The following is a 14,948-nucleotide window of genomic DNA, read 5'->3' on the forward strand; positions in this document are numbered from 1 at the left end:
AATAAAAAGGAGCAATAAAATGAAAGAAAACACTGCAAAAGGGCATCCGGTATTATTTTCAATTATGCTGGGAGTTGTGCTGATCTTATTGGTCTCCGTGGCCTCCGCCGCCGCATCTATTATGGAGCTTGACGATACGGGGGTAAGGATTGCCCAGGCTTGTGCATTTTTCGTAATGGCAGTGATCGTTAGTGTCTATATGACCCGAAAAGGCCGTTCCCTAGCCAGCTTCGGATTCAAAAAATTAAATCCGGCGAAGACGCAGCAGGTTTTGTATTATATTCCCTTGCTGATCATCGCTTTGTTCCAGCCGGCTATGAACGGTATCAACTTTGACCTGTCTGTAACCGAGGTTGTAAGTATTCTTCTGATGACGGTTCTGGTCGGCTTTACGGAAGAAACGATTTTTAGAGGAATCCTCCGGGAAAAGCTGCGGCTTAAGGGACCTGTGTTTTATATTGTTTTTTCATCTGTATTTTTTGGTATCCTACATATGGCGAATGCGCTGAACGGAACCGAGTTTATACATATTTTACTGCAAGTGATCAACGCCCTGCTGCTGGGCTGTATGCTGGCGCTCTTGATTGAAACCGCAGACAACATCATTCCTTTGATTGCGTTTCATTTTATCTATGACGCGCTGGCTATGGTCAGCAATGAAAATTTGGATCAGGAAATTCTGTTGGTATCGCTGCTGAATATTCTATATTTCCTGTATGGAATCTACTTAGTTGTTGTTCTGTTGCGCCGCAAGCAAAGCCATCATCTATCTGCATAAGTCTGCGGACGTTCAAAGCCCGCTTGGAGCGGCAAGTGCAGGAGCAATAAGCTCACGGAACACTTCGGCCGGAGCGCTGCTCTTGCCCTGCTTGTCCTGTGTGAGGACAACGACGGCTGCAAGCTCCGGCAGAACATAGACAAATTGGCCTCCGTAGCCCCGGGCGTAGTAATATTGCATCGCCGCCCCATCGCTTGAGGCCAGCGGATAGGCATCCGTCCACCAATGCCAGCCGTACCCGCCTTGGTGGGGAGCGTCCACGGGAAGGGCAGCTTCCGTCGAACGGGCAACTTGCTCCCGCGAAATGACCGGGTTGCCCTCCCAGACGCCTTGCTGCAAATAGAGCTGTCCGAATTTCAGCAGATCAGCGGGACGCAGCCGGAGTCCGAAGCCGCCGGTATGAATTCCTTGCGGATCTTGCTCCCATTCATAAGCTTCAATTCCAAGCGGTCCGAACAGATAACGCCCGGCATACTCCGCCGTTGTCATTCCCGAAGCCTGAACCAGAATGGCGGATAACAGTTGGGACACTCCAGAGTTGTATTCCATGCGCGTGCCGGGAGCATCGGCAAGCGGCTGCTCCAGTACATACTCCACCCAATTAGGGGATTTGGTCATTTTGGGAAAAGAATTCAGCCCGCCGAACTCGTTCCATTTGAACCCGGCTGACATGGTTAGCAGATGCTGAAGCGTAATCTCCTGCCTGCGCACATCCTTGCCCGCCTGTAGCTGCGGGAAGAATTGTGCTGCCGGAGCAGCGGGCTGCGGCAGCAGGCCTTGATCCATCGCGATGCAGATCAGCGCAGAGAGCACGCTTTTGGTGCAGGAATTGATCCTGGCAATCTCCTTCAGTGTGCGGTCATCCCGGTAATACTCGAACACAAGCCGGCCTTCGCGGCTAATTAGGCAGCTTCTCAAATTCAGCGGTGGAATGACTTCAGATAGTGCAGACAAATTCATGGGTCCCGTCCTTTCACGATGAAGTAGCAGATCCTAAGAATAACCCATTACCCCTAAGTATATCCATAAAAAAAGTAAAAGCTGCCCTGTTCTCAAGGGCAGCTTTTTATAATGAAATTATAGCCTCATTGTCAAAATTAAGATAGATGATATGTACTGGACGGCCCGTCTTTGCTTATTAACCTTATAAATCCTGATGCACGATGTTGATGAGTTCAATCGTCAGGGTTTGAATCGCTTCTTCCCTGGGAAGCATAATAAATTTGGATAAATACTCGATGTCTCCCGAGAAGAGGGTGAGGATATCCTCCATAGAGTCTTTGTCCCCGCTTTGCGCCTTTTTTACGGTTTCAACGAAGTGATGAGATATTCTTTCAGGATTTCTAAGCCCTTTCGTTTCCATTTGCTTACCCCCTGTTGAGTCATGTGCAATTCCTTTGCCACTTCTTGCTCAGGTATTCCATCAATTACCGTCTTCTTAATTATGTACCTGCATTTCTCCCAAGGTAGCGTTTCCAGCAATTCGTCTACAAACAGCTCTGATATGATCATGTTCTCAAAGCTGTTGTCATAGAACTGGTTGTCGTAAAGCTGGTTGCACTCTCTTATTTGTTGAATACGAGTCTTATACTGGATTCTCCATGCTGAGCGTTTCAATAACTTCCGACAGGTTTCTACTAGCTCGTCATCGCAGGTAATCATCACTACTCCCCCATGTTCATTGTTGATTCGCTTAGATTGATCTCCTCATATAACAAGTAGAATATTCCATAGATTCCACAACTAGCAAAAACATAAATTTACATGATTTCTAAATATCTTCTCAAAGTTGTAAAAATACTCTCTCAAATACCATTAATTATGAAGAATCATGTTGTCTTAATGTCGATTTTATACCTACTAGGAGGGGATGGCGGTGAAGGAGGATTTTACACCCGAGATTTTGAACACATTTTTGACCTTGGTAGTGATTGCGCGGCCGGGTCAGGCAGCAAAGTCTAACATTACCTGTACCAGACAGAAGGTCACGAAGCTTGAGCAGAGCTGAAACGAAAATCGGATATTACGTAAATCGCAACAAGCAGTTGTAAAAAGCCGCCCGGAGTTCCCTTTGATTATTAAAGGAGGGGCATGCTGTCGTAATCATAGTTTTTGTTCATCACTAAAAAAGTAAGGGGATGCATGATGAAACATTCAAAAAAAGGATTGAAGCGTGTGCAGTATGGAGGCAAGGGCATCATCGCCAAATGGCTTGGCTTGGCCCTGCTGGTTCTAATGGTCGCGCCCGGCGCTGTTTTTGGTTCTGAAAAGAGCCTTACGGTTGACTCTGCGGGTGCGGAAGCAGGCAAAGCCTATGCGGCGGTGTATGGCACAGAGCTTCCTGCTGAGCCGGTAACGAATGTGGTGCCGGTACAAGATTTAGTCAGCGGTTCCGTCAGCGGCTCCGTCTATGATTCGGTGTATGGCATAGACCCGACACTGGGAGTGATCCTGCACCGGGGCTCTCTATCCATGAGCTTGTTCGCTATGAGCGATGTGGAGGGGACGATGGGCGCAGTCTCGCCGCCGCTGCAGCAGATCAAATTAGCGCAGGCCTCGGGTGTGATCCCGGGCGGCCGGGGTTTTATGCTTCCGCAGGTCGTAGCTGTCAAGGACCTGTCGGGTAACCCGCTTGCAGGTGTTCCGGTTACCTTCACAGCCTCGGAAGACAGCACCATAACCGCGGTGATGAGAGGTCTTAACAGCAACGGCGTCACCGTCATGACGGATGCTAACGGCTACGCTTCTGCCGCCAACACCTACACCGGTTATGTGGGAGAAGGCTTCCAGGTCTATTCCAAGAGCACCGGGGTTATCAAAACCTTGGAGGTAAAAGCCACCGTTCCCGGCCTCCAGCCGGTAACCTTCCGGGTAGAGATCGGAGCGGTAGGCTCCAACCTGATCGACACAACCCCGCCAAACATTACCGCAACTGCCTCACAGGATGGAGGGGGCAGCTACATTGCAGGGACATGGAGCAACCGCTCCGTGACTGTGCATTACACAGCGGCGGATACGTTATCTCCGATCAAATTCTTGACCGCCGATCAGGTATTTACTGCAGAAGGCGCGAATCAGATGGCTACAGGCAAGGCTATCGACAGCGCAGCTTCAAGCGACGACGACAAGAACCATTATTCCATTGCCACCTTCGGTCCCATCAACATTGACAACAGCCCGCCGGTTACAACAGTAACAGGGGGGAATGAGGACTCCGGAAGCTGGAGCCATGATAAGGTCGCCCTTCATTTTGCGGCAGCGGACCCGTTGTCCGGGGTAGATTCCGTTTACTACAAGATAGGAGATGCCGAACCGGTCAAAACGGCAGGCGCCAATGCGGAAATAGAGCTTAGCGCTGAGGGAACCGCTAAGGTCAGTTATTGGGCTGTGGACAAAACCGGGAACACTGAACCAGCCAAAACCGCCACGATAAAAATTGACAAAAGCGGTCCGGTTATTTCCAGTATTCTAAGCCCCGAAGCGAATGCAAAGGGCTGGAACAGTGCGAATGTCACAGTCTCACTGACCGCCTCCGATGCCAATTCGGGCGTGAAAGAAATCCATTATATTCTGGGCGCAGCCGGGGAAGAGAAGATTGTCCCGGGGGCCACGGCGGCCTTTACCGTTCAGACAGAGGGCATTACCCCGCTATCGTTCTGGGCTGTGGACCAAGCCGGAAACGCTACTCCCGCTCAGAGAACTGAGATCAAAATAGATAAAACGATTCCTGTGCTCACCGTACCGGCAGATATCACTATCGAAGCTACGGCGATCCGCTCACCTGTCAATATTGGAAAAGCGTCGGTGCAGGATATTTCCATCCCGGATGTCACCGTAACGAACGATGCTCCGGCAGATTACCCTATCGGCACTACAACCGTTAAGTGGACAGCCGTTGACCCGGTAGGGAATACTTCCTCGCAGGTGCAGAAAATTACGGTAAAGGATACAACGAAACCTTTGCTTACCGTGCAGGGGGATATCGTAGTGGAAGCTACCGCTGTAAAAACACTGGTCGTAGTGAGCGGTGCGGTAGGAAAGGATATTTTCCCGGTCATTGTGGTGAACAATGCTCCGAAGGAATTTCCTGTCGGGACCACTGAGGTCACATGGACCGCTACAGATGCGAACGGGAACATGGCTATAGCCACACAAAATGTAATTGTGGTCGATAGAACCAAGCCGGAGCTGACCGTTCCTGCAAACATTACTAAGGAAGCTACAGGCAGAAAAACGCCGGTTGCCATCGGAACGGCTACGGCGAAGGATATTTTTAAAGTGACTATCACGAATAATGCACCCGCAGATTATCCGGTGGGAACGACAAAGGTCACTTGGAAGGCAGTTGATGAGAACGGCAATGCCTCTTTTGCCGATCAACTGATTACCATCACGGACACAACCAAACCTAATCTGACGATTCCGAAGGATATTACGGTAGAAGCCACCGCCAAGCGGATGAAGCTGGACATCGGGGAGGCCAAAGCAACCGATCTGTTCGATGTTCTGCTGATCAATAATGCACCGGCAGATTATCCGGTTGGAGTTACGAAGGTTACCTGGACCGCCACGGACGAGCATGGCAATGTCTCAGAGGCCGATCAGACCATCACCGTCACCGATAAGACGGCTCCTGTGCTGACTGTACCGAAGGATATTACAGCAGAAGCCACCGGAATCAAGACACCGGTAGAGCTGGGAGAAGCAACGGCTACGGATATTTTCAAGGTCACCATTTCCAGCAATGCCCCGGACAGCTTTGCCATCGGGAAAACGGTTGTCACCTGGACCGCCACCGATGAGAATGGCAACAGCACCAAGGGAACGCAAAATATTACGATTGTGGATACGACCAAACCGCTGGTTACACTGCCCGGCAACAAAACGGCAGAAGCAACCGGGGAACGCACCAAGGTGGAGCTTGGCCAGCCGGTAATTACTGAGATTTTTCCGGTGACGGTTAAAAATGATGCTCCGGCAGATTTTCCGCTGGGCTTGACGGTAGTCACCTGGACGGTTACAGATGCGAACGGCAATGCAACGACAGGAACGCAGACGGTCAAAGTGGTCGATACGACCAAACCTGTTCTCAAGGTACCTGCGGATATTACGGTGGAGGCAACGGCAATTCGCTCGATTGTTGATCTTGGCGAGCCAACCGTAACAGATTTGTTCAAAACCACTGTGATTAATGACGCTCCGGATGATTTTCCGGTAGGCACGACAAAGGTAACGTGGATGGCTAAGGACACAAGCGGCAATGTGGCAATCGGCACACAGAATGTAACGGTTGTCGATACCACCGATCCCGTGCTCCATGTGCCTGCAGATATCAGAATTGAAGCAACGGCTGTAAGATCGCCTGTAGTCATTGGACAAGCAACGGCGACAGATATTTTCCCGGTCAAGGTAACAAGCAATGCTCCGGCGGATTATCCGGTGGGAACAACCGAGGTTACCTGGACCGCTACGGATGCCAATGGCAGAGTATCGAAGGAGATTCAAAAAATTGTTGTAGTCGATACAACGCTTCCGGTGCTTAAGGTACCTGCGGATATCAGCGTAGAGGCTACAGCGGTAAATACACCTGTCAATATTGGCAAGGCGACTGCTACGGATCTGTTCCCGGTGAACATTACAAGCAATGCTCCGGCCAGCTTCCCGCTGGGCAAGACGATTGTGACCTGGAAAGCTACAGATGCGAACGGCAATGTCAGCAACGAAACACAGACGATTACTGTAGTAGATACAACAGCGCCGGTTATAGCAGACACACCGGACCTTACGATTGAAGCAACTGGCAAGGAAACAGCGGTAGCGCTGACACCTCCGGCAGCCACGGATATTTTCGGCGTAAGCGAAATTACGAGTAATGCTCCGGCTAAATTCACGATTGGAGTTACAGAGGTCATCTGGACAGCCAAGGATGAGAATGGAAACATCTCTACCCGCAAGCAAAAGGTCACGGTAGCTGATACGACCAAGCCTGTACTGACCGTTCCAAAGGATGTAAAAGTGGAAGCTACGGCGGTCAAGACCCCTGTAGAGATTGGACAGGCTGAAGCTACAGATCTATTCAAAGTGACCATTACCAGCAACGCACCGAAGGATTATCCGCTGGGTACAACAGAGGTCATCTGGACGGCGAAGGATGAGAACGGCAATGTATCCACAGGCGTGCAGAAGATTACGGTAGTGGATACGACGAAGCCGGTATTGACCGTGCCGAAGGATATTCAAGTGGAAGCCACGGCGGTGAAGACCCCTGTAGAGATTGGACAGGCTACAGCGGCGGATATTTTCAAAGTTGACATCACCAGCAATGCTAAGGATTCTTATCCGTTAGGCACAACAGAGGTTCTTTGGACCGCGACAGATGCAAACGGCAATGTATCCACTGGAATCCAAAAGATCACGGTAGTGGATACATCGAGACCGGTGCTGATTGTGCCGAAGGATCTGACGGTGGAAGCTACAGCAGTGAAGACCCCTGTAGAGATTGGGATGGCTACAGCGTCGGATATTTTCAAATACATGATTATGAACAATGCCCCTGAAAGCTATCCGCTGGGTATAACTGAAGTCGTCTGGACGGCGAAGGATGAGAACGGCAATGAGAGCACTGGCGTACAGAAGATTACGGTAGTGGATACAACAAAGCCTGTTCTGACCGTGCCGAAGGATGTTACGGTAGAAGCAACTGCTGTGAGAACCCCTGTGGAGATTGGACAGGCGGCAGCAACGGATATTTTCAAATTCAATATTACGAGCAATGCTCCTGCGGATTATCCGCTGGGTATAACTGAAGTCGTCTGGACGGCGAAGGATGAGAACGGCAACGTGTCCACCGGTGTGCAGAAGATCACGGTAGTGGATACGACCAAGCCTGTTCTGACCGTGCCGAAGGATCTGACCGTAGAAGCGACGGCCGTGAAGACTCCGGTGGAGATTGGACAAGCGGCGGCAACGGATATTTTCAAAGTAACTGTAACCAGCAACGCTCCGGAAGCTTATCCGCTGGGTATAACTGAAGTCGTCTGGACCTCAAGGGATGAGAACGGCAATGTATCCATCGGCGTGCAGAAGGTGACGGTTACGGATACAACCAATCCATTGCTGAAATTCAAAGGCTCGCTCCATATCACTCAGGAGGCTTCCGCGCTGGCAACACCTGTAGAACTGGAAGTACCTGGAGTACAGGAAATTTTCCCGTACACTTTAACAACCGATGCGCCAGGGTTCGGCGGCAAGGGACCGATCACTTCCGGGGAGACTCTTACAGCTAAATTCCCAATCGGAACGACAAAAGTGACCTGGACCGCCGAAGATGCCAACGGAAATGTCATGATTGGCATTGTGACAGTAACTATTACGGATACCGTCAAGCCTGTACTGAGGCTTCCGGCAGATATCACACTGGAAGCCACAGCAGTCAAAACACCTGTTGAGATTGGTAAAGCAACAGCGACAGATATCTTTGACGTAACCGTAGAGAGCGATGCCCCGGCAGAGTTTGCTCTGGGCACAACGGAAGTCACCTGGACGGCTACAGATGCGAACGGCAATGTAAGCACTGGCGTGCAGAAGATCACGGTAGTGGATACGACGAAGCCGGGACTGACGCTGCCAGCCGACAAGACCGTCGAAGCGACTGCGCTGAAGACTCCGGTGGATATCGGAGAAGCGAAGGGCACAGACATTTTCAAAGTCACCGTAACCAGCAACGCTCCGGCAGATTATGCGCTGGGTACAACGGAAGTAAAATGGACAGCTACCGATGAGAATGGCAATGTGACCACAGGCGTGCAGAAGATCACGGTAGTGGATACAACGAAGCCAGCTTTAGAGCTTCCAGCGGATAAAACCGTAGAAGCAACTGCGCTGAAAACTCCGGTGGATATCGGAGAAGCGAAGGGCACAGACATTTTCAAAGTCACCGTAACCAGCAACGCTCCGGCAGATTATGCGCTGGGTACAACCGAAGTAAAATGGACGGCTACCGATGAGAATGGCAATGTGACCACAGGCGTGCAGAAGATCACGGTAGTGGATACAACGAAGCCAGCTTTAGAGCTTCCAGCGGATAAAACCGTCGAAGCGACTGCGCTGAAGACTCCGGTGGATATCGGTCAGGCGAAAGGCACAGACATTTTCAAAGTCACCGTAACCAGCAACGCTCCGTCAGAGTTTGCACTCGGAACAACGGAAGTAAAATGGACAGCTACCGATGAGAATGGCAATGTGACCACAGGTGTGCAGAAGATCACGGTAGTGGATACGACGAAGCCGGGACTGACGCTGCCAGCCGACAAAACCGTAGAAGCGACTGCGCTGAAGACTCCGGTGGACGTCGGTCAGGCGAAAGGCACAGACATTTTCAAAGTCACCGTAACCAGCAATGCTCCAGCAGAGTTTGCACTCGGAACAACGGAAGTAAAATGGACGGCTACCGATGAGAATGGCAATGTGACCACAGGCGTGCAGAAGATCACGGTAGTGGATACGACGAAGCCGGGACTGACGCTGCCAGCCGATAAAACCGTCGAAGCGACTGCCTTGAAGACTCCGGTGGATATCGGTCAGGCGAAAGGCACAGATATTTTCAAAGTCACCGTAACCAGCAATGCTCCGTCAGAGTTTGCACTCGGAACAACGGAAGTGAAATGGACGGCTACCGATGAGAATGGCAATGTGACCACAGGCGTGCAGAAGATCACGGTTGTGGATACGACGAAGCCGGTGCTTAAAGCGCCAGCAGATGTATCTGTAGCCGCGACCGGAACCCGCACAAATGTAACGTTGGGCCAAGCCACAGCGAGCGATATTTTCGGCTATACACTGAAGAATGATGCTCCGGCAGATGGCTTCCCGGTTGGAAAAACAACTGTCACCTGGACCGCCACCGATGCGAATGGCAATGTATCGACGGCAGTGCAGTATGTAACCGTATTTCAGACGTTTAAAGTCGAATCGTTCAATGCCAACAGAGCGAGCGTTACGAATACGATTGCTCCAAGAATCTTATTCACGAATACGAGCAACAGCACTATCCAGCTCTCAAATATCAAGATTAGATACTACTACACCATTGATGGTGAGAAACTGCAAGGGTTCTACTCTGATTACGCCCGGGTATGGGGCTCTAGCAGCGCTATTCAGTCCTATATCACAGGAAGCTTCCAAAAGACCACCAGCAAGACGAGTAGCAATTATTACCTGGAGATCAGCTTCTCCAAAAGTGCCGGAAGTCTGAAGCCGGGTGAAAAAGTAGAAATCCAATGCAGATTCTGGAAAGCGGACTATTCTAACTACATCCAGACTAATGATTATTCCTTCAATGCATCGGCAACAGATTATACAGATACCAATAAAATTACGGTCTATTCCTCTGGAAATCTAATTGCAGGGATAGAACCGTAAGCACATAAGGGTAGTGAAGGACCATTTCCAGGCTGCCGTCCGCTCATGAATGCGGCAGCCTGGAGCTTAAGATGAGAGATCAACCAACCAGCTCCATTCCGGGGGTACTATATGCCAGATGACATGAATGAAATATTACAACGGTTGACCCGCGTAGAAACAAAGCTCGACATTATGAACTCCGCAAGGGATATTGCGCTTGAGGCGATGCAGAGCACCAAATCGGCACATCTGCGCATAGATGAGATGCGGGATGAGCTGGCCAGATTGAAGGTTCGGCAAGGTGAGAACCAGCGGTGGCTGGTAGGAACCATTATCAGCAGTGTGGGATTATTTATTGCGGCTGCAGGGCTTTTACTGAAAATAATGCTTGGATAACATTTATGCAGGAGCACTAATGCAGGAGCACTAATGCAGGAACACTAATGCAGGAACACTAATGCAGGAGCACTAATGCAGGAGCACTATTTGCTTAAGCCACCCTTGGGTGGCTTTTTGGCATTTTATTTTTGAAAAAAATTCAATAAATAGATTTATTTATGTTTCCGGCTGTAAAAAGCGCTATAGAATTTACATCTTCTATAGGACTGATTTTTACAGAGGGGGGACCTAGCTTGCAGACTCAGGTAAAGGTGAGCAAGGAAAAGGAACAGACTTCCGTTCATCATAAACCATACAGCTATGAGCAGACGTATAGGAAGCCAGCGGCTGCGCGGCAGCCGGACCCGGTGGAAATTATCCGGCGTATCCGCAAGAACCCGGCTTCGTTGACGCGGGAGGATCAGATGGCGCTTCAGCGGACCCTGGGCAACCGCGCGGTGGTTCAGTTGTTATCCGAGCTGAAAAAGAACGGCAAGAAAGAGGAAAAGACGGGTAGCGAGGCTGAAGTGAAGCAGGAGGGACCGGGAGGTCAGGAGAAGGCCGGTGAGGTTCAGGAGGTTCAAGGGGGAGAGGCGGCTCTAGCTGCACAATCCGAATCTGAACAACTTGAACAACCCATACAACCCGCACAGTTAGAAGAAGCACCGGTGGTTCAGGTGGAACCGGCAAATGAGGCGCAGTCGCAGGTGCGGCAGACTCAGAGTGTGGCAGCAGCGGCTGCGAAACAGAGCAGCGCTGTTCTTGAGCAGCAGCCGAGCCAGAAGGCGAAGCCAAGCGAGAAAATAAAGGGAATTCTAAAGAAGAATCTGCTGGAAAGCCCTGTAAAGGGGAAAGCTTCGGCTGGCAGCGTAGAAGGCGCTGGGAAATCGACTGCTGGGCAAACGGGTGGAGAAGAAAAAGCTATAGCGGCTCAGAAGAAGGACGCAGGGGCTGCTTCCAAGGCTACGGGCGGCGGGAATGAACCAGCGGCCGAGCCGGCTGAAGTGCAGTCAGCGGATGAGAAGGACGGCAAGGCTGGCGGAGACGCAAAGGACAGCAAGGAAGCTGAGGGTGCTAAGGGAAGCAAGGACGCTAGGGAAACCGAGGAAGGCAAGGCTGGAAAAGGGACCAACGGCGCTAAGGACGCCTCGGAGAAAGCAAGAAAAGCCGAGCAAGCCGCGTCAAAGGAGCCTTCACTGGGAGCCGCTCTCGGCGCCATAGCCGGGGACGGCAAGGAAACCCCGGCCAAGGCCAAGAAGGTCAATATCCGCGGCGAAGATCCGGGGCAGATCCTGGACCAGTTGACTCAAGTCCAGCCTACTCAGATGGGGGATGCCTATGCCCAGGCTGTTGACGTTTCCGCAGGAGCTTTTGCGAAGCAGAAGCAAAAGGCGAAGCAGTCCCTCCCGGTCATTCCCGCACCGACCGGACTGAAAGGGAAGGTGCTGCAAGCCCGGAGAAAGCCGGTGCCGCTGAAGCACGCTGCTCCAGAGAGCTATAAGAGCGAACGGTCCGGGGGAGCTGCAGCTCCGGGGAACCTCGAACGCATGAACATCGGCTCCTCCGGCCCAGAGGAAAACCCCGAAGCCATCATGAGCGAAATCCGTTCCGCCGCAGCCCAGCCGCCCGGCATCAGCATGACCGGCGAAGCCGATCCTTCCCAAGTGGAGGGCTTCAGCCGAGAAGCCACGCAGCAAGTAGGCGCAGCGAAGCAAGCGGAGATGGGCCAGATCAGCACCCCGTTCGGTGAGAATGATATCTTCCCCGAACCGGATGGCTCGACCCTGAAGGCAAACGCAGAGCTGCAAGGCGGCAATGCTCCTTCTGCCAAAAAGCTGCCGGGCCTCGCCATCCCGGGCGAGATGACCGCAGGCCTGAACAAGACGCTGGCCCCGGAAATGAACAAGCAGCTCGGTGCCAAGCAGGCCGAATACAGCAAGGAAAAAGAAAAATTCGACAGCAAAGTCATGCTCTCCAAAGCGGATAGCCACTCGCAAATCCAGAAGGCCGAAGCTGAAGCCAAAGAGCAGCAGCTCAGCCAGCAGGCCGGAGCCAAGGCCGAAGTGAATGCCCTGCGCGGCGAGTGGAAAAGCGAACTGGATGCCGCCGAAGCCGACTATGCCGGACAAGCCGGAGCCGCAGCCCAGCAGAAGAAAAGCGAAATCAACACCGTGCGCACCGAAAAGGAACGCGAAGCCCAAAAGCGGCAGTCCGAAGCCGAACAAGAAGCCACAACCGCCTACAGCAAAGCCAAAAAAGAGGCTGACGGCAAACATCAAGAGGAAAAAGCCAAAGAAGAGAAAAAAGGCGGCTTCCTCGGCTGGGTGAAGAACAAGCTCGAAGCGGTAGTCGAAGTCGTCAAGAAAGCCGTCAACTTCATTTTCGAGGGTCTGAGAAAAGCGGTGAAGTTTATTTTTGAAAAAGCAAAGCAAGCCGTGCTGGGCATTATTGAGCTGGGCCGCAAGCTGATCACCACCCTGATCAAAGGCTTAGGCACCCTGCTCAAAAAGCTGGTCTCCGTCGTGTTCGCCAAATTCCCGGGTATCGCCGCCAAGATTTGCAGCAAAATTGACGGCGTAGTGAACAAAGCGGTCAAAGCCGTCAACCAGCTCGCGCAGAAGCTCAAAACGAAAGTCACCCAGGTTATGGACTTCTTGGCAAGCAAAGTGGATCAGGCCTTGGCGGTTGTGCAGAACTTCTACACGAAACTAATCTCCACCATAGGCAACCTCCTGATCGCTGTTTTCCTCGATGTGATGGAACGGATCGGGGCGCTCGGCAAGGCAGCGAAGCGGTCGTTCAGCCATTTGGAAGGCAAGATGTGGGAGTATCTGCTCGGTGTGGACATTTCGAAGCCGCTGGGCGCAGGTGCCGCAGAAGGCGGAGCAGAGCAGGAACAGGAAGCGGGAGAACCGCAGCCGGAAGAGAAGCTTACCGCAGACGACATCGAAATGGAGTCGGTCGAAGAGGGAGAAATGGACCCTGAGCTGGTTCAGGACATGAACCTCAAGGACGGCGAAACCAAGCAGCTTCCGGGCAGCAGCGATCCGCATACGATGGAGAGCATCATGGAGGATTTTGATACCGGAAAAGCGAACCAAAGCCTCGGCGGCAAAATCGCAGACGGCGTGTCGCTGCGGGCGAACAATGCCAAAATGGTGTTTGACCAGATCAAAACATATGTAATAAAATGGATGAAAGCTCATGGATTACAGCTCTTGGCCGCCATTGTAGGAATACTGGTCGGCGTTGTGGCTGCGGAAATTCTCACAGGCGGAGCGGTCACGGCTTTTCTTCCGGTCCTGATGAATATTGTCATGACCGTCATGGAAGCGCAGGCGATTGTATCCGTGGCGCAAACCCTCGCACAGGCCTCGGGCTATATCGGCACGTACCTGAGCCAAGGCTGGCAGAAGCTGATCGAACCGGCGGCTATTGCGCTGGCAACAGCGCTGGCGATGGGGCTGGTGGAGCTGGCGATGGAGCTGGGCTTCAAGGGCCTCGGCAAGGGACTCAAGAAGGCCGGACAAGCCGTGAAGAAGGGCGCAGCAGCAACCGCCAAAGGCGTGAAGGCAGTCGCGGGCGCAGGAGCCAAGGGCATCAAGAGTCTGCTCAAAACTGGAGCCAAACTAGCCTCCAAGAGCGGCAGCATGATCATCCGCAATGGCAAAATCGTGATCAAGAGCCTGCAAAAAGGGTTCATGAAGGGGGCTAAGAAGCTCCAAGCTCTGCTTGGCCGGATTCTTGCGAAGTTTAAGTTCAAGAAGTTTAAGCTGGAGCGCAAGGGTAGGCATATCCTTCTTTACGGAGAGGTTAATCCTTGGGTGCTGCTGGCTAAGGGGGAAATTGAAGAAGTCGATAGTCTGGAAGGCAGAAAAGCAGGAATCAGCACCCAGGCTGAACTCGATAAGATCAAGAGCTTGACGGATGCCCAAAGAGTAGACGTCTATAATAAAGCCGTTGCTAGCAAAGACGGTAAGATTGATTTTGATAGTATAAAGGCGCCTGAAAGTAAGAAGAAAACTAGGTGGCAATATATAACAGAGTGGCATGATAAAAGGGTCTCAGAGTTATTCGGGAATGAAAATGGTAGAAGGGTTAAGGATGCTGGGCGAAATTATGATGCACGTTATAAAGGAAAGGATATAGAATTTAAATCAGATAATTTTAGCAAAGGACCCAGAACACAGTCAGAAATATCGCGTATGGAAGGACAGATAAATAAAGATATAGAACTTTTCAATTCAGGAGAAGCAAATCCACATTGGCATTTTGATCATGATCCGACAGTGTCACCTGAAATGAAGCCTTTACTTGATAAATTAACAAGCGCAGGTATACCTTGGACATTTGGTCCCAAAAAACCATTTTAGATAATTGGAGGATCACT

General features: G+C 51.4%; 7 protein-coding genes. 5 read left to right on the forward strand and 2 right to left on the reverse strand.

Annotated elements, in window-relative coordinates; translation table 11 throughout:
• The first annotated feature begins 19 nt into the window (after positions 1-19).
• Complete coding sequence (locus B212_RS0108480) at positions 20-778, forward strand: CPBP family intramembrane glutamic endopeptidase (protein WP_019910168.1); 759 nt, start codon at positions 20-22, stop codon at positions 776-778.
• A gap of 12 nt (positions 779-790) precedes the next feature.
• Here the strand turns inward: B212_RS0108480 and B212_RS0108485 are convergent, their stop codons facing one another.
• A complete protein-coding gene (locus tag B212_RS0108485; protein ID WP_019910170.1) occupies positions 791-1,738 on the reverse strand; it encodes a serine hydrolase domain-containing protein in 948 nt (315 codons plus the stop codon).
• A gap of 184 nt (positions 1,739-1,922) precedes the next feature.
• The gene (locus tag B212_RS0108490) at positions 1,923-2,141 is read right to left on the reverse strand and encodes a helix-turn-helix domain-containing protein (RefSeq protein WP_051128163.1); all 219 of its coding nucleotides are present in this window, start codon (positions 2,139-2,141) and stop codon (positions 1,923-1,925) included.
• A 513-nt stretch (positions 2,142-2,654) separates the two neighbouring features.
• Here B212_RS0108490 and B212_RS35660 point away from each other — a divergent pair.
• The 4 genes from B212_RS35660 to B212_RS31095 all read left to right on the forward strand — a co-directional run bounded on the left by B212_RS35660 (position 2,655) and on the right by B212_RS31095 (position 14,931).
• Positions 2,655-2,786 (forward strand): hypothetical protein, encoded by a 132-nt coding sequence (locus B212_RS35660; protein WP_269636908.1) that lies wholly within the window; start codon positions 2,655-2,657, stop codon positions 2,784-2,786.
• Between the two features lie 137 nt (positions 2,787-2,923).
• Positions 2,924-10,198, forward strand: coding sequence for an HYR domain-containing protein (locus tag B212_RS0108505; protein WP_019910175.1), 7,275 nt, complete (start codon positions 2,924-2,926; stop codon positions 10,196-10,198).
• A gap of 111 nt (positions 10,199-10,309) precedes the next feature.
• Complete coding sequence (locus B212_RS0108510; protein ID WP_019910176.1) at positions 10,310-10,576, forward strand: hypothetical protein; 267 nt, start codon at positions 10,310-10,312, stop codon at positions 10,574-10,576.
• Between the two features lie 236 nt (positions 10,577-10,812).
• Entirely contained in the window at positions 10,813-14,931 is a 4,119-nt protein-coding gene (locus B212_RS31095; RefSeq protein WP_019910177.1) for a hypothetical protein, read from the forward strand.
• The last annotated feature ends 17 nt before the right edge of the window (positions 14,932-14,948 follow it).

It is taken from the genome of Paenibacillus sp. HW567 (assembly GCF_000374185.1).
Classification (GTDB): Bacteria; Bacillota; Bacilli; order Paenibacillales; family Paenibacillaceae; genus Paenibacillus_AQ.

Coding starts and splice junctions, on each gene's coding strand:
- B212_RS0108490 (WP_051128163.1), bottom strand. CDS start 2,141: ATGGAAACGAAAGGGCTTAGAAATCCTGAAAGAATATCTCATCACTTC.
- B212_RS0108505 (WP_019910175.1), top strand. CDS start 2,924: ATGAAACATTCAAAAAAAGGATTGAAGCGTGTGCAGTATGGAGGCAAG.
- B212_RS0108485 (WP_019910170.1), bottom strand. CDS start 1,738: ATGAATTTGTCTGCACTATCTGAAGTCATTCCACCGCTGAATTTGAGA.
- B212_RS0108480 (WP_019910168.1), top strand. CDS start 20: ATGAAAGAAAACACTGCAAAAGGGCATCCGGTATTATTTTCAATTATG.
- B212_RS0108510 (WP_019910176.1), top strand. CDS start 10,310: ATGCCAGATGACATGAATGAAATATTACAACGGTTGACCCGCGTAGAA.